A 23,681-nucleotide genomic window follows, 5' to 3' on the forward strand; every position below is an offset into this window, starting at 1 on the left:
GGTTGAATTTGCATTTCGACTGTTAACGTTCAAGATTCGCCCCGTTTATGGCACTTCTAAAAATATTGCAGTATCCGGATGAGCGATTGCATACAGTTGCCGGCCGTGTATCGGAAGTTACTGAGGAAACTCGTGCTTTTGTGCGGGATATGGCGGAAACCATGTATGCAGCCCCCGGCATTGGCCTTGCAGCGACCCAGGTTGATGTGCATCAGCGTATCATCGTGATCGATATTTCCGATACACATGATCAGTTGCATGTGCTGATCAATCCTGAAATCATCGCGCATAGTGGTGAGTCTGACTATGAAGAAGGTTGCCTGTCGGTACCGGGCGTATTTGGAAAGGTACAACGTGCGGAGCAGGTCACCATCAAGGCGCTGAATCGAGATGGAAATCCATTTACGCTTGAGGCAGACGGCTTGCTGGCCGTGTGCATTCAGCATGAGATGGATCATTTGTCAGGCAAAGTATTTGTCGAGTACTGGTCGCGAATGAAGCAATTGCGTATTCAGTCCAAATTCAAGAAGCAGCGTCGAAAAGTGATGTGACATCGAGTTTCCATATCGGCAAATACGTGGGAAAACCAAGGAATCTCTGGATCAGGAAGCGAAGCGATAACAGCCTTTCGCCGGGTAAATTCGTGTATTTTCGATGAGAATCATTTTTGCCGGCACGCCGTCGTTTGCCGCCCCTGCTCTTGAAGCCCTGGCAGACGCCGGGCATGAAATTGCATTGGTATTGACCCAACCTGATCGTCCCGCGGGACGCGGCATGAAAACCACTTCAGGCATAATCAAGTCGCTGGCGCAGCAGCGAAACCTTGCCTTGTTGCAGCCACACTCGCTCAAGCAACCCGAGTTGCAGGCACAACTGGAAGCCATCAATGCCGATATCATGGTTGTTGCGGCTTATGGCCTGATCCTGCCCTTTTCTGTGTTGGGCATTCCAAGGTTTGGCTGCCTGAACATCCACGCCTCGTTACTGCCGAGATGGCGAGGTGCTGCGCCTATTCAGCGGGCAATATTGGCAGGCGATCGCGAAACCGGAATCACGATCATGCAAATGGACCGGGGCCTGGATACCGGTGCCATTTTATTGCAGAGAGGTATCGCAATCGAACATGATGACACCACCCAGACTCTGCACGACAGGCTCTCCCTGCTGGGGGCACGCTGCATCGTAGAGGCGCTGGGCTGTCTGGACCAGGGAAAACTTTTTGCCATTCCTCAGAATGAAGCTGACGCCACCTACGCACCCAAACTGGAAAAAGACGAAACTGAAATTAACTGGTGCTTGAGCGCCGAAAATATCAGCCGTACAGTGCGGGCATTCAATCCCCGTCCTGGCGCACATTCCCGGGTGTGTGGAATACCCTTGAAAATATGGCGTGCCGCTGTGGCCGCGGATGTGTCCGGCAAACCAGGTGAAATTGTTGCAGTAAGACGCGACGGCATTGTGGTGGGATGCGGCAAGGGTTCGCTCGTACTGGAAGTCGTGCAGAAATCGGGTGGAAAAAAGCTGAGCGTCCCCGAATTTCTCTCGGGTCATTCATTGCGGCCAGGCGATCGCTTTGAAAGCTGCGAATGACCAAAACTCAGCGTTTGGCTGCCGCAATTGTGGCAAAGGTACTGTCAGGCTCGAGCCTGACAGCCGTGCTGCAGGGTGTCTGGCGTAACCATGCCGATCTCTCTGCTCAACAGCGTGGAGCAATTCAGGATTTAAGCTATGGCGTACTGCGCTTTTATGGCCAACTCGACGTATTGCTTGGCTTATTGCTGAAAAAGCCGCTGAAGGACCAGAATCTGCGTTGTTTATTACTGGTGGGATTATATCAACTGGAATACAGCAAGACCGCCCCGCATGCGGTTGTGGATAATGCTGTGTCAGTTTCTCGCACCCTCAGTGGCAAGGGTGCTCGGGGGGTACAAGGGCTTGTCAATGCCGTATTGCGTAACTTCATACGTAACCGCTCGGCTCTGCTCGAGCGTGTAGCTGAAAATGAGGTAGGGCGGTATTCCCACCCGCAATGGTGGATAGATAAACTTCGCGCGCAATATCCTCAAAACTACGAGGCGGTATTGGAGAACAGTAATAAACGGCCCCCCATGACTCTGAGAGTCAATCGGCGAAGGATCATGATGGCGGAATATCAGGATCTCCTCAGCCAAAGTGGCATGGACGCATGTCCGGCAGGAAATGATGCGCTCGAGCTGAGGCAACCGGTGGCGGTGGACCGATTGCCCGGATTTGCCGAGGGTTTGATATCGGTTCAGGACGCGGGCGCGCAACTGGCGGCGCGGTTACTGGATGTACACGATCGCATGCGTGTTTTGGATGCCTGTGCAGCGCCCGGCGGCAAAAGCGCACATTTGCTGGAGCTGGCGGACATAGAATTGACCGCGGTCGACAATGACATCGTGCGCGTCGCGCGCATAACACAAAATTTTACACGACTGGATCTCAAGGCCAATCATATCATTCATGGCAACGCATCTCAGCCGGCGGAGTGGTGGGACGAAAAGCTGTTCGACCGCATTCTGGCTGACGTTCCCTGCTCTGCTTCGGGCGTGACGCGACGTCACCCGGACATTAAATGGCTGAGGCGTGAAAGCGATCTTTTTCAATTTGTTGCGAAGCAGAGGGAAATTCTGGATGCCCTTTGGCAGATTCTGGCTAGGGGTGGTAAATTGCTCTACGCCACCTGTTCGGTATTTACCGAGGAAAATGAACTGCAGGTAGAAAATTTCTTGCGCCACCACGCAGATGCCCGCCTGGTACCTATTTCGGGGGTTGAAGCAATTGACGGGCAATTATTGCCGGATTCCCATCACGACGGTTTTTTTTATGCCCTGCTTCACAAAGCCTGATCTATTTGCGCGGCTGCTGTGCGTGTGCGTGACCGCAATGGCACTGCTGACCGCGGCGCTGCTGCCGGCGGCTGCAGCGCATGCGGATGGTGGCATACAGATAACGTCGGTAACGCTCGAAGCCACTGAGGAAGGTTATCAGTTTGACGCCGATTTCGAGATAACGCTCAATCATAAGCTGGAAAATGCACTCGAGAAAGGCATCGTGCTTTATTTTGTAACGGAGCTTAACCTGGTGAATTCACGCTGGTACTGGCTGGACGAGCGAATTGCCCAGAGCAGGGTTCGTGAAGGGCTGAGTTATTATGCGCTCACTCGTCAATACCGTTTGAGTCGCGGCACGTTATCGCAGAATTTCGGCACGCTGAGGGAAGCCTTGCAGGCCTTGAGTCGAGTGCGCGACCGACCCATCATTGCCAGTTCCGAATTAAGGCACGATGTGGAATATACAGTGGAATTGCGCATGCGGCTCGACATATCGGCTTTGCCTAAACCGTTTCAGGTAGAGACGCTCGGGTCGAGAGAGTGGGATCTGAGCTCCGGCCTGCTGCGATGGAATACGAAACTGCCCATGCCTAAGCTTCAAGATAACAGCAGGCCGTGAAATACGTTATTTTCATCGCTGCGGCGCTAGGCGCAGTCATGCTGTTCCTGCTTGCGACTGCAGGCGCCGATACCGGGCTTTTTGACCGCAAATACCGGCTTCTGATCAGGCTCAATGTCGGTTTCCTCCTGTTTCTCATGGCGGTGGTGGGGTATCTGCTATGGAGACTCCGGCGCCGGCTTAACGCCGGTGTGTTCGGCTCCAGATTAGCACTGCGCCTGTTGCTGATTTTCTCGCTGATGGCGATTCTTCCGGGTGCGCTGGTGTATGGCATATCGGTACAATTTCTGGGGAAAAGCATCGAATCCTGGTTCGACGTCAAAGTGGATCGGGCGCTCGAAGGCGGCTTGAATCTGGGGCGCACGATCCTCGACAATCTTCTTGGGGATCTCCGCAGCAGGGCCCACGCAGCTGCACTTGCATTATCCGAGCAGCCCGGTTCCCCATTGCCGACGCTAGACCACCTCGTGAAGCAATCACAGGTGCAGGAAGCGACGCTGTTTAATCACGACGGCAGCGTGATCGCTTTTTTACGGGCTGATGGAACGGAGCTGGTTCCCGAAACGCCTAGTGCAGCCGTGATGTCCCAGGTGAAAGCGGAGAAATGGTACGGCACGGTTGAGTCTATTTCCGGCAAAGGTTTGTATTTGAAGGCACTAGTATCGATTGACGCACCAGGCATGGAAGGAGATATCCAAATCTTGCAACTGCTGCAGCAGGTACCGAAACAACTGGGTGATGATGCGGAAATAGTGCAGGCTGCGTATCGCGATTACCAGGAACTGCTGCTATCTCGTGAAGGATTGAAAAGTCTATACGGTGTAACGCTTACAATCGCGCTGTTACTCTCGCTTTTCTCTGCTTTGGCTGCCGCGTTTCTTATCAGCGAACGGCTGAGTGCGCCATTGGGCATGCTGGCTGAAGGTACCCGCGCCGTGGCCCAGGGTGACTTCAGCAGGCGCCACCCGGTACAGAGCCGGGATGAATTGGGCGTACTGACCGAATCGTTCAATCTCATGACTCAGCAGCTGGAAGAAGCCCGCACGACCGCTCATCGTCATCAACAAGAAGTCGAGAGCGCCAGGGCTTACCTGGAAAACGTACTGTCCAATCTTTCGTCCGGCGTTCTGGTGTTTGACGAAAACTTGCGCATGCGTACGGCAAATCTGAGCGCGGGACAAATCCTGGATGTTTCGCTATCGGGTCTCGAGGGGTTGACCATTGAAGAATGCGCAACGCGTGAACCTCAATTAAGTTCTTTCAAAAACGAGATTCTTGAAGGATTTCGTTCGGGTAAAAAGGGCGAGTGGCAGTGCCAACTGGAACGATCGAGGGATGGGGCCAACCAGGTTCTGCTGTTACGCGGCACACGCCTGCCATCTGTTTCGGGCGGTGGAGGTGTCGTCGTCTTTGACGACATAACCAATTTATTACAGGCCCAGCGCACGGCCGCTTGGGGAGAAGTAGCACGGCGCCTGGCCCATGAAATCAAAAACCCGCTGACGCCGATACAACTTTCCGCCGAACGCATGCAGCACAAACTCGCCCGGAAGCTGGATGACGATGATGCACAAATCTTGCGGCGATCCACTGAGACTATCGTCAACCAGGTGGAAGCATTAAAAAAAATGGTCAATGAATTCAGTGAGTATGCGAGAGCGCCCGAACTGGAATTTCATCTGCTGGACTTCAACGGACTGGTACGGGAAGTGCTCGCACTCTATGAAGCCGCAAGCGCCGCAGCACCCGATAATCCCCAACCACATATTTATCTGGCCCTGGCTCCTGACTTGCCGATGGTGAGAGGTGATTCCGCCCGGCTTCGCCAGGTTATCCATAATCTGCTGCAGAACGCGCTGGATACGCTGATCGGTGTTGCAGAACCTGCGATCATGGTACGTACTGAAATCGCATCCGGCGGTGTACGGTTTAGCGTAAGCGATAACGGCGGGGGCTTTCCCGAACAAGTCAGGGCTCGAGCGTTCGAGCCATACGTTACCACCAAGTCCAAAGGCACAGGACTGGGGCTGCCCATTGTCAAAAAAATAGTCGAGGAACACAGCGGCATCATTCAAATTGAAAGTATTCGACCCCATGGGGCATGCATATCACTGATTCTGCCGATTGCGGGGAAAGACAATTTGGGGGCTTATCGAACAGCCACATGATTAACCAGCCATAAACCTGAATCCGGTAGTTGACCGCTCATTTAGTAGATCAGTGTTATGATTAATAACAATATTCCATATTATTTGACGCTCACCTTCCGGGTGAAAGCGCTACGGGGTGAATCCGTCCAACTACGAGATTCAGGATAAAGGAACCGAACATGCCGGCGAGCATCCATTGATAATTCGTAATCTGGATATCGGCAGCTCTGAATTCCACCACTATCGTACGTATTATTGATTTTCTGAATTATGAGCAATAACACCATACTTGTTGTTGATGATGAAATCGGCATACGCGAGCTCTTGTCCGAAATTTTACGGGACGAAGGTTATCGCGTGGCCCTCGCGGAAAATGCGGGTCAAGCGCGCAACTGGCGCAAACAAACACGGCCCGACCTCGTACTGCTGGATATATGGATGCCGGATACCGATGGGATCACCCTGCTGAAAGAATGGGCCAGCGGAGGGCTTCTCACCATGCCGGTAGTGATGATGTCCGGGCACGGGACCATAGACACCGCGGTAGAGGCCACGCGCATGGGCGCAGCCGGCTACCTCGAGAAACCGGTGCCGCTGCAAAAACTTTTGAGCACAGTGGGGCGCGCGCTGCGCGGAGGCCAGGTCAAACCGAGCATAATGCTTCCCCTCGCCAGCTTAGGCAGGGGACCCTTGATCGCAGATCTGAAAAAACGGCTGGAACAGGTCGTCAACTTGCGCGCACCGCTGCTGCTCACCAGTGAACCCGGAACTGGGGTGGATCTATGCGCCCGCTTTTTGCATCGTCCCAACACACCCTGGGTGGAGCCCGATACGCTCTCCGCTCTGGCGAATGCTCCGTTGGATTTGCTTGAACAGGCAAAAGGCGGATTGCTGTTTCTCAAGGAGATAGGAGACCTCAACAGGTTGTCGCAAAAAGGACTGCTTCTACTGTTGGGCAAACTCGAAAAATACAGTGTCCGGCTCGTATGCGTTACCACAACACCATTGGCGGGGCTCGCCGCGCAAGGTGTCTATGAGCCGAGGTTGTATGAGCAATTGAGCGGTCTTTGCATCAATGTTCCCGCGCTGAGGGAACATCGGGAAGACATCCCCGAGCTCGCGGCCCAGATACTCTCGCGCTATATTGAATCAGGCGAAGTGCCCTTGCGGCAATTCAGCACCGCTGCGCTCAATTGTTTACGGAACCACGACTGGCCCGGCAATCTTGCGCAACTGACCGGCGCAGTGCATTCCCTTGCGTTGACCAGCGCCGGCGATGAAATATCGGCGGATGATGTGAAGCAAATACTGGCATCGTCATCGCCGGCACAATCGGTCGCTGGTGTCCCGTTGAATATGCCGTTACGGGAAGCACGCGATATGTTCGAGAAAGTGTATTTTGAACAACTCATCGATCAGGAAAATGGCAATATGACCCGGGTTGCCGAGCGAGCCGGACTGGAGCGCACGCATCTTTACCGCAAACTTAAACTGCTGGGCATAAAACTGCGGAATAACTGATACCGAAAAATGATGAGGGGCCGGTATTTCCGTAATCAGCAACTCGATAATCCTAAATCCGGTAGTTGACCGCTCATTTGATAGATCAGTGTCATGATTAATAACAATATTTCATATTATTTGACGCTCACCTTCCAGGTGAGGCCGCTACGGGGAGAATTGCACAGTTTTTGCGGCACATGGCTGCGTTGCAACACCTTGGAATGGAACGGCGCCCCGAAGCGTCGCCCGAGGGACCCCGCGCAGCGGGGATCGGACAGCGCAGGGGATGCCGCGATCGCGCTTCACACGCAAAGGGGCGCCCGCATTCCGCTTCGGGGTCGCATTCCGCGTCGTAGCGCCTTGCCCTGCACCCCAAAAACCGTACACCTCTCCCCGTCCAACTACCGGATTTAGGATAATGCGACAAAACCAGGATCATCCGGCCTCATTTCCCGATTACTGGAGCGCGAACACATCCGATATGGACAGCCCGAGATTTGTCATGTTGTCTGACATCGTATCTTAAGCGATAATATTGGTTTTGCCGACCCGCACCGCTACCCGGGTTAGGGGAGCGGTGTTTTTGTATCCTACATATATCTGTTGAGCGAGGGAGTCCGTATTCATGGGAGCATTTAGAGATTTTGACGCGCCGGTGTTCAAAGACCTGACCAGCGCCATCCGTGCATTGGCCATGGATGCTGTGCAAAAAGCCAATTCGGGCCACCCTGGCATGCCCATGGGCATGGCTGAAATAGCTGAGGTATTATGGATTCATCATCTGCGTCACAATCCTGCGAATCCCAAATGGGCTGACAGAGACCGGTTTGTGTTATCCAACGGGCACGGCTCGATGTTGATTTACGCCTTGCTGCACCTCACCGGCTATGACCTGTCGATGGAGGAAATCAAGCACTTCCGCCAGCTTCACTCCAAAACTCCGGGGCATCCCGAATATGGGTACACACCGGGGGTGGAAACCACCACCGGTCCTCTGGGACAGGGGCTCACCAATGCAGTGGGGATGGCACTGGCGGAAAAAATACTTGCCGCTGATTTCAACCGCCCCGGTTTTGACATTGTCAACCACCACACCTACGTATTTCTGGGCGATGGTTGCCTGATGGAAGGTATTTCCCATGAAGCCTGCTCATTGGCCGGTACGCTGGGGCTGGGCAAGCTGATCTGTTTTTACGATGATAACGGCATTTCCATAGATGGGCATGTGGAAGGCTGGTTCACCGATGACACGCCGAAGCGGTTCGAGGCTTACGGCTGGCACGTGGTTCCCAACGTCAATGGTCACGATCCGGTGGCCATAGAGGCCGCCATAGAGGCCGCCAAACAGGCGGGTGACCGGCCCTCGATGATCTGCTGTAAAACAGTGATCGGCATGGGTTCCCCCAATAAAGCCGATACTCACGAGGTTCACGGCGCCGCACTGGGGACCGCGGAAATAGCCGCAGCCCGTCCTCATATCGGATGGAACCATCCGCCATTCGAAATCCCCCAGGATGTTTATGAAATGTGGGACGCCCGCGCGAAAGGCGCAAAGCTGGAGGAGGCGTGGAATCGCAAGCTTGCCGAGTATGCCGAGAAATACCCTGCCGAGGCAGCCGAGTTTACCCGGCGGATATCGGGTCAATTACCTGAAGATTGGGGTAAACATGTGGACGCGCTGATCGCGCGCGTGAATGCCAAGGAAGAAACTATCGCCAGCCGTAAGGCTTCGCAAAATGCCATTGAAGGTCTGGCACCGCAATTGCCCGAACTGGTGGGAGGTTCCGCAGATCTGGCCGGATCCAACCTTACCCTCTGGTCGAATTCGAAAGGTATCGGCCGCGATGCCGGAGGCAACTATATCTATTACGGCGTTCGTGAATTCGGCATGAGCGCGATAATGAACGGACTGTCGCTGCATGGGGGCATCATCCCTTACGGCGCCACTTTCCTCATGTTTTCGGAATATGCTCGCAATGCACTCCGCATGGCGGCCCTGATGAAAATTCGCAATCTGTTCGTATACACGCACGATTCGATCGGGTTAGGCGAAGATGGCCCCACGCACCAACCGGTAGAGCAGACGGCGACGTTACGTTATATACCCAACATGGACGTATGGCGGCCATGCGATACAGTTGAATCAACCGTATCCTGGGCGCGAGCGATTGAACGCAGGGACGGTCCATCAATACTTATTTTCAGCCGCCAGAATCTGCCATTCCAGAAACGTGATGCCGCCACCATCAAATTGATCGACAAGGGTGGTTATATCCTGTCCGAGGCTGCGGACGGCAAGCCACGGGCAGTCATTATCGCTACCGGCTCCGAAGTGGGATTGGCGATGATGGCACAAAAGGCGTTGGCCGAAACGGGTACCCACGTGCGCGTGGTCTCGATGCCATGCACGAATCTTTTTGATCGCCAGGATCCGTCCTACAAAAGCAGCGTATTGCCGAAGGGCGTGGGTCGCGTTGCGGTGGAGGCGGGCGTTACCGATTACTGGCGTAAATATGTCGGACTCGAAGGCGCAGTAGTCGGCATGGATACATTTGGCGAATCCGCTCCCGCGGGCGATCTGTTCAAGCACTTCGGCTTCACCGTCGAGAACGTGGTAAAAGCGGTGAACAGCGTTATTTAATTCTAATCAGTCGTGACGAACAACAAGGCGAAGAAAATTCCTTCGCCTGGCCCCTTTTTTTATCCAAGGAGTATATAAAACATGACAATCAAGGTCGGTATCAATGGATTTGGCCGTATTGGGCGGATGGTATTCCGTGCGGCAGTACAGAATTTTCCGGATATTGAAGTCGTCGCCATCAATGATCTGCTTGAGCCGGACTATCTGGCCTATATGCTGCAGCATGATTCGGTGCACGGCCGCTTCAAGGGAGACGTCTCTATCGACGGCGATACGCTGGTCGTCAACGGGAAGCGGATTCGGCTGACGGCCATCAAGGACCCGGCTGAGCTGAAATGGGGGGAAGTCGGCGCCGAAGTCGTCATCGAGTCCACAGGCCTGTTTCTCACCAAGGAGACGTGCCAGAAACACATCGCTGCCGGCGCCGGAAAAGTTATCATGTCGGCTCCTTCCAAAGACGATACACCCATGTTTGTATATGGGGTGAACGATAAGACGTATGATGGCCAATCCATCATTTCCAATGCTTCATGTACCACGAACTGTCTTGCCCCTATCGCAAAAGTATTGAACGATACCTGGGGTATCAAGCGTGGTTTGATGACCACGGTACATGCCGCTACTGCTACTCAAAAGACCGTCGATGGTCCTTCCAACAAGGATTGGCGGGGCGGTCGCGGCATTCTCGAAAACATTATTCCGTCCTCGACTGGCGCAGCCAAGGCCGTCGGCAAGGTGATTCCCGAGCTGAACACGAAGCTCACCGGCATGGCTTTCCGCGTGCCGACTTCTGACGTTTCGGTGGTCGATCTCACCGTTGAACTGGATAAGGATGCGACCTACGAAGAGATTTGCGCGGCCATGAAGCAAGCATCGGAAGGCGCTATGAAGGGTGTACTCGGCTATACCGACGAAAAAGTCGTTTCCACCGATTTTCGCGGCGAGAGTTGCACCTCCATTTTTGATGCGGAGGCTGGCATGGCCCTGGATGGCAGTTTCATTAAAGTGGTTTCCTGGTACGATAACGAGTGGGGATACTCCAGCAAGATTCTGGAGATGGCTCGTGTCGTTGCTGGCAAATAAATAGTCGCAGCATAATGAAGAGTCCTGGATATGGCATCATTTTTAGGACTCTTCCCCGACCTTCCGCTCTGCCTTTCGATTGCCCATCGGAGGGATTTTCATGAGCGATCCCTTCATCGCACAAATTGGAGTTCCCAGTGTCTGTCATTAAAGTCACCGACCTTGATCTCAAAGGCAAGCGCGTGTTCATCCGCGCCGACCTCAATGTCCCGGTAAAGGACGGCAAAGTTACATCGGATGCACGAATAACCGCCTCGATGGCTACCATTAACCATTGCCTGGAACAGGGCGCAAAGGTGATGGTGACATCCCATCTGGGCCGGCCGGAGGAAGGCGTCTGGTCCGAGGAGAATTCGCTCAAGCCGGTCGCCGACAATATTGCCGCACGCCTGGGCAAACCCGTGCGTTTGATCCGGGATTGGGTCGACAAGAATTTTGAGGTTGCCGAAGGCGAACTGGTCGTTCTGGAAAACTGCCGCATCAATAAAGGCGAAAAGAAAAATTCGGACGAAACCGCCCAGAAATATGCGCGTTTATGCGATGTGTTTGTGATGGATGCTTTCGGTACGGCACACCGCGCTCAAGCTTCGACTTATGGTATCGCCAGATATGCTCCGGTTGCGTGTGCCGGGATTCTGCTGACGGAAGAGCTGGACGCACTTACCAAGGCACTCCTGAACCCGGCACGTCCTATGGTTGCGATCGTTGGCGGCTCGAAGGTCTCGACAAAGCTTACCGTACTGGAATCCCTTTCGGAGAAGGTTGATCAAATGGTCGTTGGCGGCGGCATTGCCAATACTTTTCTGAAAGCCGCCGGGAAAAATATCGGCAAATCCTTGTGTGAAGATGACCTGGTCCCTACCGCCAGAATGCTGATGGATAAAATGGCAGAACGCCAGGCTTCCATCCCTATTGCCGTAGATGTCGTGGTTGGAAAGAAATTCGACGCCAGCGAGCCTGCGGTGGTGAAGGATGCCGATACGGTTGCCGACGACGAGATGATTTTCGATATTGGCCCGAAGAGTGCGCAGGAATTGGCGGACATTATCATGAAAGCCGGTACTGTCGTATGGAACGGGCCAGTTGGCGTGTTTGAATTCGATCAATTTGGCGCCGGCACCAGGACCATCGCCATGGCCATTGCCCATACGAAGGCCTTCACCCTGGCTGGCGGCGGCGATACCATCGCCGCCATACAGAAGTACGACATCTATGACAAGGTTTCCTACATTTCCACCGCTGGCGGTGCTTTTCTAGAGTTTCTGGAAGGTAAAAAACTACCTGCCGTGGAAATACTTGAACAGCGAGCGCAGTGATTCACACGATTTAACGTACCACTACGCTACGCCTACCTCAAAATGATTCGAAGAACAAAAATTGTGGCAACGCTCGGTCCGGCATCCAGAGACCCCAAGGTACTCGAACGAATGATAAATGCCGGGGTGGATGTGGTGCGGATCAATTTTTCGCATGGCACAAGAGAAGAGCATATAGAAAGCGCCGAATTGGCCCGTTCGCTGGCACGTGCCGCAGGACACGCCGTAGGCGTTCTGGCGGACTTGCAAGGGCCGAAGATTCGTGTCGGCAGATTTGAAAAGGGCAATATTCTGCTCAAAATTGGCGATAAATTCATACTTGACGCCGAATGTGAACTGGGTAACCAGGAACGGGTGGGTCTGGATTACAAAGAACTGCCAAATGACGTGGAAACGGGCTCGACGCTTATCCTCGACGATGGCCGCATCGTACTGGGCGTTTCGGAGGTCAAGGGCAGCAAGGTGTACTGCGTGGTTGAGCAGGGCGGAATACTGTCCAATAACAAGGGAATCAACCGCAAGGGCGGCGGACTCAGTGCACCCGCCTTGACTGCAAAGGACGTAGAAGACATCAAGACCGCGGCAGCGCTTAAAGCGGACTATCTTGCCGTATCCTTCCCGCGCTCCGGTGATGATATGCGCTGGGCACGAGACGTGATGCGCGAGGCCGGCGGTAAAAGCCTGCTAATGGCAAAGATCGAGCGCTCCGAAGCAATTCTGGCGTTGGATGATATTTTGGAAGCCTCCGATGCCATCATGGTTGCGCGAGGTGATCTTGCGGTAGAAGTGGGCGACGCAGTGGTCCCTGCTTTGCAGAAACGAATGATCCGCACGGCACGCGCCAACAACAAGCTCGTGGTGACTGCTACGCAGATGATGGAATCCATGATCAACAGCCCTATTCCAACCCGTGCGGAAGTGTCCGATGTCGCTAATGCGGTACTGGATGGCACCGATGCGGTAATGCTGTCGGCGGAATCCGCCGCGGGACAGTATCCCGTCGAATCGGTCGCAGCCATGGCAAGAGTCTGTCTCGAGGCAGAAAAAGAGTATCTGGTGAGCAGCGAACTCCGCCGGCTTCAGGGCGGCCTTCCGGAAACGATAGAGGAAGCGATTGCCCGCGCGACCATGTTCACTGCGGGGGGATTGAAAATTCGGGCCATTGCCGCGCTCACGCAGAGCGGCAGAACGGTATTGTTGATGTCGCGCAGAAGCTCCAACGTACCTATCTTCGCGCTGAGCCCCCAGGAGGATACCCGCCGTAAAATGACATTGTTTCGCGGCGTCTATCCCGTTAAGTTCGGCGGCGGATCGAACGATCCCGAGATTATCCTGAATCATGCCGAAAACGAATTGCTCAAGCGCGGCGTCGTGCGCAACGGCGATCTGATAATCATGACCATTGGCGAGCCGGTAGGCAAAGCTGGCGGGACCAACACGATGAAGATCGTCAAGGTAGGAGAACACAGAAAACATGAACGAAAACCGGGATCCTGAGCGCGGGTCGGGCATGATATTTTCTGCCTTTCATTGCTGACAGCTCATCACTACGATACACGATAAACTGATTTTAACTTGGAGGAGGCTCAAATGGCACTCGTATCACTGCGTCAACTTTTGGATCATGCAGCGGAAAATGGCTATGGGCTGCCCGCTTTCAACGTAAACAACCTGGAGCAGATTCAGGCCATCATGCAGGCAGCCGACGAATGCGACAGCCCGGTAATCATGCAGGGTTCGGCCGGCGCGCGCAAATATGCGGGCGAAGCTTTTTTGCGCCACCTCATCGCGGCAGCGGTGGAGGCCTATCCGCATATTCCCGTCGTCATGCATCAGGATCATGGCGCATCCCCGGCGGTATGTATTAATGCGATCCGCAGCGGCTTCTCCAGCGTCATGATGGATGGCTCGCTGGAAGCGGATGCAAAGACACCTTCATCCTTCGAATACAACGTCGCGGTCACCGCCAAGGTGGTGGAGATGGCGCACGCGGTAGGCGTATCTGTCGAGGGAGAGCTGGGGTGCCTGGGCTCACTTGAATCGGGCATGGGGGAGGCGGAAGACGGCCATGGAGCGGAGGGTAAGCTATCGCATGATCAATTGCTGACCGATCCGGAGCAGGCTGCTGACTTTGTCAAGCAAACAGGGGTGGATGCCTTGGCGATTGCCATCGGAACCTCACATGGCGCATATAAATTCACCCGCAAGCCGACCGGCGACATTCTCGCCATCGAGCGAGTGAAGGAAATCCACCAGCGCATTCCCAATACGCATCTTGTCATGCACGGATCCAGCTCCGTGCCGCAGGAATGGCTTGACATCATCCGGGAATACGGCGGAGAAATGAAGGAAACTTATGGCGTGCCGGTAGAGGAAATCCAGGAGGGCATCAAGCACGGGGTGCGGAAGATAAATATCGATACCGATATTCGCCTCGCCATGACCGGCGCAATCCGCCGTCATCTTGCCAAGAACAAAAGCGAATTTGACCCGCGGAAATTCCTCAAGGATGCAACCGCTGCGGCAAAGGATATTTGTAAAGCGCGGTTTGAAGCGTTTGGTTGTGCCGGTCAGGCAGGCAAGATAAAACCCATCATGCTGGATAATATGGCCAATAAATATGCTAAAGGTGACTTGAAAGCAGTTATCAAGTAGCTCAGCAATACCTGATCCGGAAACACCACTCTCTTTTAGGCATAAAAGATGAGTGGATGGATAGCAAGGCTAAAAAGGCGGTCAATGACCGCCTTTTTTGTTGGGCAAAAAAAGCGGGGCTGATAAGAGGGGCGAGTTCGCCGTCCGTTCCATCCTTTCGGTATGGCTCAGGTGCCACCTGGACCGTGGGAATACCCTTACCAGAACGGGCTGCTTTTATCGAAATTCGCCCAGGCATTGGTCAGTTCCAGCTTTTTCGCCAGTGCCTTGCTCGCGACCCAGCCCCGGATAATACCCGCTGCTTCATGCTCACCTCTTTCATCACGCGTGCCAGGCACTTCGCTCAGCAATTGTTCGATAATTGCCGTGTCGTTCACCACGCCCAGAATATCTTGAAGTTCGGCTAAGGATTTAACGTAAGTTTTCACTTTTTTTGGGGGATAGAGTCCGGCGAAAAACTCGCTTGCGTACCGTTGCTTCTTGGCGAGGATACGCACCGCATGCAATTCCGGCGGACTCAGTTTCGCCAGTTTTCTACCGTACTTTTTCAGTTGCCGGTGCCGATGCGCCAGCAATTTTCCGGCGAATTCTTTCACCGACCCGCCGAGCCCGCCAGAACCACCAGGCCCCTCAATCCCCGCCCGATTATCCAAACCCATCAGATCGGACGGAGTAACCCAGGAATCCGCACTCAACCATGCCCCCAGCTTCAGCATCAGCTCCGTATAATGCGCCGATTCCACCGCGCTGCGCGCGTCATCGTTGTGACGCCGGCGTATCTGCTCACATTTCTCCTGTAGCGGCAGGATGCCGGGGTGGTCGGAAAAATGCGGGAGGATATCGGCTAATGTCTCCGTCACGAATACATCCCAATCCCGGGCTGGTCCAAATTGCCCGGCAAGCCACCTTAACTCTTGTGCCATCGGTGCAAACGCGGCCTTGGAAAACGCCCTGGAAAAAACGTTCAAAGCCGAACGCAATCTACGCAAAGCAACGCGCATCTGGTGCAGATATTCGATATCGCCACCGTGCAACATGCCGGCTTCGTTGCTGTGCAAATGGCCAAGGCAGTTCCAGGCGATTGCCTTGAATGCTTCATTTACATTCATTTCGGCAATGAGTTGAACCGATGTCGCTTTCAGCGGCGGAGATTTGATGCCGGAAGCAAGCGTGTAGCCACGCTCCGCCTTGCTCGCATTTTCCAGTCTAAGGGGAATGGTATGCAGCAGATCCAGCGCAAGCTGAAACAACGGTAATGGACTGCCCGATTTCAATTCCAGTTCGATTTCACAAAAGGGAATGCTGGCCTCGCCAGCGACGATCCTGCCCTGATCGAGGCAAAGTTCTGCTTCACCACCACCCGATAAGCGCAATGTACGGATCCTGCGTTTACACTCGGTGATAAACAACGGACGCATTTGCTCGCGCAGATCGGCGTTATCGAACAACTTGATAAGAGAGGGATCGGAGATTTTGGTGAAATCAGGTTGTGGCTTCGGCACTGGCGCTTCCCATTCATATCGCTGATGCAATCCCGCTGCCGCACTGCCTCCACCCTTGATGCTCTGTATCCAGCGTCTACCGGAACGACGCAATCGGAATGCCACGTCATTACCTCTAAGATCCAAATTAGAAGTATCGTAATAAACGGTGTAAAGATTTTGTGTAACGGAAGGCGAAATACTCAGGGATTTCAATAACGGACTCCGCTGCACTCGAGCAACGCAGTTCGAGGGCAGGCGTAATTTCAGCTCGATTTCGGTAGCCATACTGTGGTCCTGCAGGTTTGCTCCATGGTTGATCTCAACCTGGTTTTGATGTTGCCAACTCCGCGAGCAGCATCTCCTGAGCGCAAAGTCGCTTGCCTCTGCGGGTCGTTTTGAGGCGATAATTACCATCACCGTCCATGTCCCATGCCTGTCTGTTGTCCTTGAGGTATATATTAAGGCCTTCAGCAAGCACACGCTTTTTCAGTCTCGCCTCCAGAACCGGAAAGCATATCTCGATCCGGCGAAAAAAATTCCGATCCATCCAGTCACCACTTGAAAGATAGATGGTCTGTGCACCGCCGCTACGAAAATAGAAAATCCGGGTATGCTCGAGAAACCGTCCGATGACCGAACGCACCCGGATGTTATCCGATAACCCCTTGATGCCGGGTCGCAGGGCGCAGACGCCGCGCACGATTAGATCGATTTTTACCCCGGCGCCGGAAGCGGCATATAGCGCCTTGATGATTTCCGGCTCGAGCAAGGCATTCATTTTGGCGATGATACGTGCAGGCTTCCCTGCTTTTACATTTTGAATCTCGCCATTGATGGCCGCCAGCATCTGGCTGTGGAAGCTAAACGGAGATTGCCACAAATGCCTTAATTTCCCTGCCTTGCCGAGGCCGGTCAACTGTGTGAATACTTCGTTCACGTCCGCGCAGACATCCTCATTGGAAGTGAATAACCCGAAATCGGTATAGAGACGGGCAGTGCCGGCGTGGTAATTACCCGTACCCAGGTGTACGTAACGCCGCAGCTTACCTTCCTCACGCCGAACTACCATTGCCATCTTGGTGTGAGTTTTGTAACCGACTACCCCATACACGACATGGGCACCGACTTCCTCGAGCCGGCTGGCCCAGTTGATGTTGGCCTCCTCATCGAAGCGCGCCAGCAACTCCACCGCTACCGTAACTTCCTTGCCGCTACTGGCGGCAGCGATAAGCGCCGTCATGACCAGCGAATCCGTTCCGGTACGATATACGGTCTGTTTTATGGCCACGACGTCAGGATCAGTCGCAGCCTGCTGAATGAAATGAATCACCGGTTGAAATGATTGATACGGATGATGCAGGAGGATATCGTTCTTCCGGATCATTTGAAAAATATCCACAGCTTTTTTCTTTTGCAACGTTAGCGGCAGACCGGGAATGAAAGGTGGGTATTTCAGGCCGGGACGCTCAATCCGATCCGGAACCTGCATCAGCCGTACCAGATTCACTGGCCCTTCCACCCGATAAAAATCGTCTTGCGAAAGGCCAAGCTGCTCCAATAAGAAATCCGACATGTGTTTCGGGCAATTGTCCGCCACTTCGAGCCGTACCGCGTTGCCGAAATGTCGCTGCGGCAACTCGCCTTGCAGCGCGATACGCAGGTTCTTGACTTCTTCCTCGTCCACAAACAGATTACTATTGCGGGTTGCGCGGAATTGATAACAGCCGAGGACGCTCATACCGGAAAATAATTCACCCACGTGCGCATGCAAAATTGAGGACAGAAACACGAAGTTATACTCGCTGCTGCTGAGCTCGGGCGGCAGTGGAATCACGCGCGGCAACACACGCGGCGCTTGCACGATGGCCGTTCCAGAGCCGCGCCCGAAGGCATCTTTGCCTTCCAGTTCAACTGCAAAATTTAAACTCTTGTTGAGCACGCGTGGAAAAGGATGCGAAATATCGAGACCTATAGGCGTCAGAACTGGCATCATCTCACGGAAGAAATACGCCTTGATCCACTCGCGCTGAACCTTGTTCCAGGCGGCGCGGCGTAGAAAGCGGATGCCTTCACTTGCAAGCCCCGGCAGAACGTCCTGATTCAATAATTGGTACTGTCGCGCCACGAGTGCATGTGCCTGTTCGGAAACGAGCTTGAATACCTGGCGCGGCAACATCCCGTCCGGCCCGAAACCAGGCGTATCCAGCTTGATCTGCTCCTTTAGCCCGGCAATGCGCACCTCAAAAAATTCGTCCAGATTACTGCTGACTATGCACAGAAATTTCAAGCGTTCCAGAAGCGGCGTATCCTTGTTTCCAGCTTGAGCAAGAACTCGCCGGTTGAACTCTATCTGGCCCAGCTCGCGGTTGAGAAATGGACTAACAGTTTGGGTATTTGTCATGGAAAAACAGCTTTTGCCTGCACGGCTTCGGCAGTAGTGGGTAATCGAATCTTTCGCGAAAGACGTACTTCAGAATTATCCTAAACCCGGTGGTTGGACGAGGTGAAGTGTACGGTTTTTGGGGTGCAGGGCAAGGCGCAACGACGCGGAATGCGACCGCGCAGGGCGGAACAGTGCCTTCCGCAGGAAGGTGCGACCCCGAAGCGGGATGAGGGTGCCCCTTGCGTGTGGAACGCGATCACGGCATCCCCTGCGCTGTCCGATCCCCGCTGCGCGGGGTCCCTCGGGCGACGCTTCGGGGCGCCGTTCCATTCCAAGGGGTTGCAACGCAGCCATGTGCCCCAAAAACTGTGCAATTCACCCCGTAGCGCCCTCACCTGGAAGGTGAGCGTCAAATAATATGAAATATTGTTATTAATCATAACTCTGATCTATTAAATGAGCGGTCAACTACCGGATTCAGGATTATTATTTCGTCTGCGGCACATAGCCCACAGGTTGCTCGGCCCCTGCCCCAAAGAAATACGCCTCAAGTTGTTCAGCCAGATACTTGCGTGCCTTGATGTCCGATAGATTCAAGCGGTTCTCATTGACCAGCATAGTCTGATGCCTGATCCATCCGGCCCAGGCCTCTTTCGATACGTTATCGAATATGCGTTTCCCCAACTCACCCGGATAAGGTTGAAAATCCAATCCTTCCATTTCACGCCCGAGTTTGATGCATTTAAGGAATTTTGCCATTTGAGCTCTTCTCCAGGTATGACAGCAGATAAATTTGTAATCGGGTACCTCAACCTTAACCGTATTCGCCCATTAATCAAAGGCGCTGGTTCCGTGACGGTGAATTGGCACAGCAGTCGATCAAACTACCGCTTATATATTTTTTTCGAATACCTTGGAGCGGCGTCGGTAATTGTATAGCCCCTGTTTTGCTTTAGGTAATTCATGAACATCAGTCTCGAGGAAACCTCGCTCGACAAACCAGTGGGCGGTTCGGGTAGTGAGAACAAACAATTTTTTACTTCCCTGAGACCTGGCCTTGGCTTCAATACGCTTGAGCAACGCATCACCACACCCCGCACTACGATAGTCCGGATGCACTGTGAGACAGGCAAGCTCGTCCGCCTTATCGTCCGGAAAAGGATAGAGTGCGGCGCAGCCGACTATCATTCGATCATGTTCGACCACTACGAAGCGGTCGATTTCCATCTCCAGCAATTCGCGGTTCCGTCGTACCAGTGTCCCGTCAGCTTCAAGAGGTCCGATCAATTGCAGGATAGCGCCGACATCTTCTATCCTCGCGTCCCGTAAATTCTGCAACGGACCATCCGATATCATGCTTCCTATACCGCCGTGCGTGAATAGCTCCTGCAATATAGCGCCATCCACATGCCGGCTGATGAGGTGAACGCGGGACACACCTCCTTCACAAGCCCGTACCGCAAACGGCAGATACAACCGGACATCGTCAGATAGCCTGGGGGGTTCATCGGCAGACCGCGTCAGGAGCGCCTTGCCTTCGGCCACAGTCAGTTCACGCGGCAGCAATGTCTCCGACGTATCAGGAGATTCCTTTTCCATGCTTCCGGCATCCATCAGAAAAATCAGTTTTTCTGCTTTGAGCGCAATCGCTGCTTCTGCCGCAACATTTTCGAGTGTCAGATTAAAAATCTCGCCCGTCGGCGAATAGCCCAGTGGTGAAAGTAGCGTCAACTCCCCTTGCTCCAACCGCGAACGGATAGCCGCGGTATCCACCTTCCGCACTTCACCGGTATGCATCAGGTCAATACCTTCTATTACGCCAACCGGGCGTGCAGTGACGAAATTTCCGCTGGCAACGCGAATAGCGGCATTGGCCATAGGCGAATTGGGCAAACCCATTGACAATAGCGCCTCGATTTCAACCCGGACGCGCCCTATTGATTCCTTTACGCACTGCAGCGCCGCGCCGTCAGTGACGCGCATGCCCCTGACATATATCGTCTGCAGGTTGTTTTCATCCAGCCGCGATTCGATCTGCGGGCGCGCACCATGGACCAGCACCAGGCGTACACCCAGGCTTGCCAGTAAATTGAGGTCATGAACAAGCTCGACAAATTTGCCATCAGCCACGACCTCGCCACCAAAGGCGACAACAAAGATTTTATGGCGGAAAGCGTTAACGTAGGGCGCTACCGAGCGGAACCAGCTTACAAAATCCGTGTCTAGCCTCATGTTGGAGATGCACTGTTCAATTATGTAATAGAAATGAAGCGGGTATTGCACTAATCTTACGGTTCAATGCTTGAATCAAAGCCTCAAAACCGAATATGCATGCACATGCTACCATTTGAATCCCGGAATTCAATAATCACCCCATAGCGCCTGCATTGCTGCCACTGCCGCCAATGCAGCGGTTTCGGTACGAAGTATGCGCTCACCCATCCGTAACGGGACAAATCCAGCCACTTGGGCCGCAGCCTCTTCCTCCGCGGTAAACCCCCCTTCAGGCCCGACCAGCAGCGTTAGCGGAGCGGCGGCAAGAGATGCGGGAAAATCGCGCAAGCCTTTTTTTGCTGCGGGCGAGAGCATGAAACATGAGCCCGTAGGATAATCGCTGCTTGAATTCTTGCGCTCGCTAACCTGATTGCCCAGCCATCTGGATATCGATATCAACGGCATCATTGGTGGAACGCGATTTCTACCGCACTGCTCACAAGCGGCAATAATAACTTGTTGCCAGTGCCTTATGCGTTTTTCGGCACGCTCATCTGATAGTTTCACCACTCCCCGTTTTGTATCCAGAGGCTGAATGCGTGTTACTCCCAACTCTACCCCCTTCTGGACAATCCAGTCCATTTTCTCGCTGGCGCACACTGTTTGCGCTAACGTGATGTCGAGTCGCGACTCGCGCTCGATATCAAGGTACTTTTCGACCACCACCGTAACGCCGCTTTTATTGATAAGCTCAATAGTCGCCCTATATTCGCCACCGTTGCCGTTGAATAAAATCAATTCATCACTTTGCCGGAGTCTTAACACGCGTGAGGCATGATGCGCCGCAACCGCGGGCAGTTCGATGACCTGGCCTGCACTGATTCGTTCGGGGGAAAAAAAACGGGGAAGTGCCATCGCTTAGGAGGAGTGAGCAGGAAGAACCAATAATCAGACCCATGATAATATAATGGCGCATCAACAGACTTGTATTTCGCAGAACGATATTGTTCGAGGTTTTTGCCGTTTTATATCAATCCATATTGGCATGCGAAGTTGTATTCATTGGTGCTGCGACCGTTGATTTTTGAAGTGCGGTGAGACCTCAATTTATTTTGTTATTAATTCCGGAGAGAAAATATGGCGAGCCTGGAAACACCCGTTTGCGATTTCGGTTGGAAGGCAGCGGATTTTGACTTACCGGGGGTGGACGGAAAACGGTATAACCTCGCATCCGTAAAAGGCGAAAAAGGATTGCTTGTGATGTTCATCTGCAACCATTGTCCTTATGTCAAAGCGATTCGGGATCGCATTGTCCGGGACGTGACGGAGTTACGCCAGCACGGTATAGGCGCCATCGCGATCATGTCAAACGATCCTGTCGAGTATCCGGAAGACTCATTCGACAACATGGCGCGGATCGCCAGGGAATGCGATTTTTCTTTTCCCTATGTTTGGGACGAGACCCAGCAAGTGGCGAAAGCATACGGGGCGGTTTGCACGCCCGACTTCTTCGGCTTGAATGACCGGCTCGAATTGCAGTACCGTGGCCGGCTGGATGCCTCCCGCAAGGAGGCCGCCCCTCCCGGCGCGCGACGCGAACTTTTTGAAGGTATGCTCCAGGTTGCCCGAACCGGTCAGGGGCCTGACGAACAGATTCCCAGCATCGGGTGTTCGATCAAGTGGCAGGCGGAATAACCGGTGCTCGACGCGGTCATCGTTGCGGTCAAAGCGGTCGCACAGCAGGAAATACTGCCGCGCTATTTGAAGGTGGCACGGCAACGCAAGGCGGACGGCAGCCTGTTTACCGAAGCAGATCTCGCCACGCAGGAAACATTGTCGCGGGAATTACGAAAGATTTATGCAGGCCCCGTGGTTGGGGAAGAAATGGCGGAACGCGAACAAGTCGATCGCTGGCATGCGGGTGATGCCGGACTGTGGTGCATGGACCCGATAGACGGCACTTCGAATTTTGTCAACGGACTTCCCTATTTCGCGGTTTCGGTGGCGCTGATGCGCCACGGCAGAAGTGTGCTCGGCGTGGTTTATAATCCTGTTTCAGACGAAATGTTCTATGCCGAGCGAGGCAAAGGCGCCTACTTGAACGGTGAAAAGCTGCCGATCAAAGAGCATGCCTCAGCTTTGCGCGGCGCGATGGCGAACGTTGATTTCAAGCGGCTTACACCCAAACTTGCGGAAAGCGTCTGCACCTTGCGCCCTTTTTCTTCCTATCGAAATTATGGCGCCTGCTCTCTGGAATGGTGCTACACCGCTGCCGGCCGGTTTGACCTGTACCTGCACGGTGGACAAAAACTGTGGGACTACGCTGCAGGCAGCCTTATTCTGCAAGAGGCCGGGGGACACATGTGTGGTCTTGATAAAGATGATTTCTGGGCCGAGCCGCTCTGGCAACGCTCGGCCATCGCTGCGCTTGACTTGGGCCTGTTTATCCAGTGGCGGGACTGGGTGCGAGCACATCGTTAGTTGATCAAATATACCAACCCTTGGGTCGGTCGACCGGGATCGCCGGACTCCGGTTGAAATCGAGGCTGCGAGATCTGTTTTCCTTACTCAATGGATTCAGCTCATTTTTTTGCGGCAAGTGGACTCGCCTATTCGAGCGGTCCGCCCACGCTTGATTGTGTCGGTCGAGCGGATACAAAGAAGCCCATTAAATATATTAATACGTTCTTCCTGCACAACAATATTGAGGCCGTGGCAAATCATGGATATAGTGGGCAACTCGCAACTCGATCTCTGCCACTTGCGTCCTGCGTTCCT

The 23,681-nt window shown here is 53.7% G+C and carries 18 protein-coding genes; 13 read left to right on the plus strand and 5 right to left on the minus strand.

Annotated elements, in window-relative coordinates; genetic code table 11:
• Positions 1-47 precede the first annotated feature (47 nt).
• The 11 genes from def to fba all read left to right on the plus strand — a co-directional run bounded on the left by def (position 48) and on the right by fba (position 14,822).
• Positions 48-551, plus strand: a complete 504-nt coding sequence (gene def / locus F822_RS06290) for a peptide deformylase (RefSeq protein ID WP_025041236.1) — start codon at positions 48-50, stop codon at positions 549-551.
• Positions 552-654: 103 nt separating this feature from the next.
• Positions 655-1,590: a methionyl-tRNA formyltransferase gene (fmt, locus tag F822_RS06295; RefSeq protein WP_025041237.1), complete on the plus strand. Its 936-nt coding sequence runs from the start codon at positions 655-657 to the stop codon at positions 1,588-1,590.
• Positions 1,587-2,870, plus strand: a complete 1,284-nt coding sequence (gene rsmB, locus F822_RS06300) for a 16S rRNA (cytosine(967)-C(5))-methyltransferase RsmB (RefSeq protein ID WP_025041238.1) — start codon at positions 1,587-1,589, stop codon at positions 2,868-2,870. The genes fmt and rsmB overlap by 4 nt, the downstream gene beginning before the upstream one ends.
• On the plus strand, positions 2,848-3,474 hold the full coding sequence (locus tag F822_RS06305) for a DUF4390 domain-containing protein (protein ID WP_025041239.1): 627 nt from the start codon (positions 2,848-2,850) through the stop codon (positions 3,472-3,474). Before rsmB ends, F822_RS06305 begins: the two co-directional genes overlap by 23 nt.
• Positions 3,471-5,642, plus strand: coding sequence for a sensor histidine kinase (locus F822_RS06310; RefSeq protein ID WP_025041240.1), 2,172 nt, complete (start codon positions 3,471-3,473; stop codon positions 5,640-5,642). The genes F822_RS06305 and F822_RS06310 overlap by 4 nt, the downstream gene beginning before the upstream one ends.
• Before the next feature lie 252 nt (positions 5,643-5,894).
• Positions 5,895-7,145, plus strand: coding sequence for a sigma-54-dependent transcriptional regulator (locus F822_RS06315; RefSeq protein WP_025041241.1), 1,251 nt, complete (start codon positions 5,895-5,897; stop codon positions 7,143-7,145).
• 607 nt (positions 7,146-7,752) lie between these two features.
• The gene (tkt, locus tag F822_RS06320) at positions 7,753-9,768 is read left to right on the plus strand and encodes a transketolase (protein ID WP_025041242.1); all 2,016 of its coding nucleotides are present in this window, start codon (positions 7,753-7,755) and stop codon (positions 9,766-9,768) included.
• A gap of 81 nt (positions 9,769-9,849) precedes the next feature.
• Complete coding sequence (gene gap / locus F822_RS06325) at positions 9,850-10,851, plus strand: type I glyceraldehyde-3-phosphate dehydrogenase (RefSeq protein WP_025041243.1); 1,002 nt, start codon at positions 9,850-9,852, stop codon at positions 10,849-10,851.
• Positions 10,852-10,988: 137 nt separating this feature from the next.
• Entirely contained in the window at positions 10,989-12,167 is a 1,179-nt protein-coding gene (locus F822_RS06330) for a phosphoglycerate kinase (RefSeq protein WP_025041244.1), read from the plus strand.
• Between the two features lie 42 nt (positions 12,168-12,209).
• Complete coding sequence (pyk, locus tag F822_RS06335) at positions 12,210-13,664, plus strand: pyruvate kinase (RefSeq protein WP_025041245.1); 1,455 nt, start codon at positions 12,210-12,212, stop codon at positions 13,662-13,664.
• 93 nt (positions 13,665-13,757) lie between these two features.
• Positions 13,758-14,822, plus strand: a complete 1,065-nt coding sequence (gene fba, locus F822_RS06340; protein WP_025041246.1) for a class II fructose-bisphosphate aldolase — start codon at positions 13,758-13,760, stop codon at positions 14,820-14,822.
• Positions 14,823-15,019: 197 nt separating this feature from the next.
• Here fba and F822_RS06345 read toward each other — a convergent pair whose 3' ends face one another.
• The 5 genes from F822_RS06345 to F822_RS06365 form a co-directional block, all read right to left on the minus strand.
• Positions 15,020-16,591, minus strand: coding sequence for a CYTH and CHAD domain-containing protein (locus F822_RS06345; protein WP_025041247.1), 1,572 nt, complete (start codon positions 16,589-16,591; stop codon positions 15,020-15,022).
• Between the two features lie 34 nt (positions 16,592-16,625).
• Positions 16,626-18,707 carry a polyphosphate kinase 1 gene (gene ppk1, locus F822_RS06350; RefSeq protein ID WP_025041248.1) on the minus strand — a complete coding sequence of 694 codons (2,082 nt, stop codon included), beginning with the start codon at positions 18,705-18,707 and terminating at the stop codon, positions 16,626-16,628.
• A 468-nt stretch (positions 18,708-19,175) separates the two neighbouring features.
• Positions 19,176-19,448, minus strand: a complete 273-nt coding sequence (locus F822_RS06355) for an oxidative damage protection protein (protein WP_025041249.1) — start codon at positions 19,446-19,448, stop codon at positions 19,176-19,178.
• 132 nt (positions 19,449-19,580) lie between these two features.
• Positions 19,581-20,921 (minus strand): amino-acid N-acetyltransferase, encoded by a 1,341-nt coding sequence (gene argA / locus F822_RS06360; protein ID WP_025041250.1) that lies wholly within the window; start codon positions 20,919-20,921, stop codon positions 19,581-19,583.
• 129 nt (positions 20,922-21,050) lie between these two features.
• On the minus strand, positions 21,051-21,818 hold the full coding sequence (locus F822_RS06365; protein ID WP_025041251.1) for a 16S rRNA (uracil(1498)-N(3))-methyltransferase: 768 nt from the start codon (positions 21,816-21,818) through the stop codon (positions 21,051-21,053).
• A gap of 222 nt (positions 21,819-22,040) precedes the next feature.
• Here F822_RS06365 and F822_RS06370 point away from each other — a divergent pair, with 222 nt between their 5' ends.
• Both F822_RS06370 and F822_RS06375 read left to right on the plus strand, forming a co-directional pair.
• The gene (locus F822_RS06370) at positions 22,041-22,598 is read left to right on the plus strand and encodes a thioredoxin family protein (RefSeq protein WP_025041252.1); all 558 of its coding nucleotides are present in this window, start codon (positions 22,041-22,043) and stop codon (positions 22,596-22,598) included.
• 3 nt (positions 22,599-22,601) lie between these two features.
• Positions 22,602-23,384: an inositol monophosphatase family protein gene (locus tag F822_RS06375; RefSeq protein ID WP_025041253.1), complete on the plus strand. Its 783-nt coding sequence runs from the start codon at positions 22,602-22,604 to the stop codon at positions 23,382-23,384.
• Positions 23,385-23,681: the final 297 nt, after the last annotated feature.

It is taken from the genome of Nitrosospira briensis C-128, from assembly GCF_000619905.2.
Taxonomy (GTDB): domain Bacteria; phylum Pseudomonadota; class Gammaproteobacteria; order Burkholderiales; family Nitrosomonadaceae; genus Nitrosospira; species Nitrosospira briensis.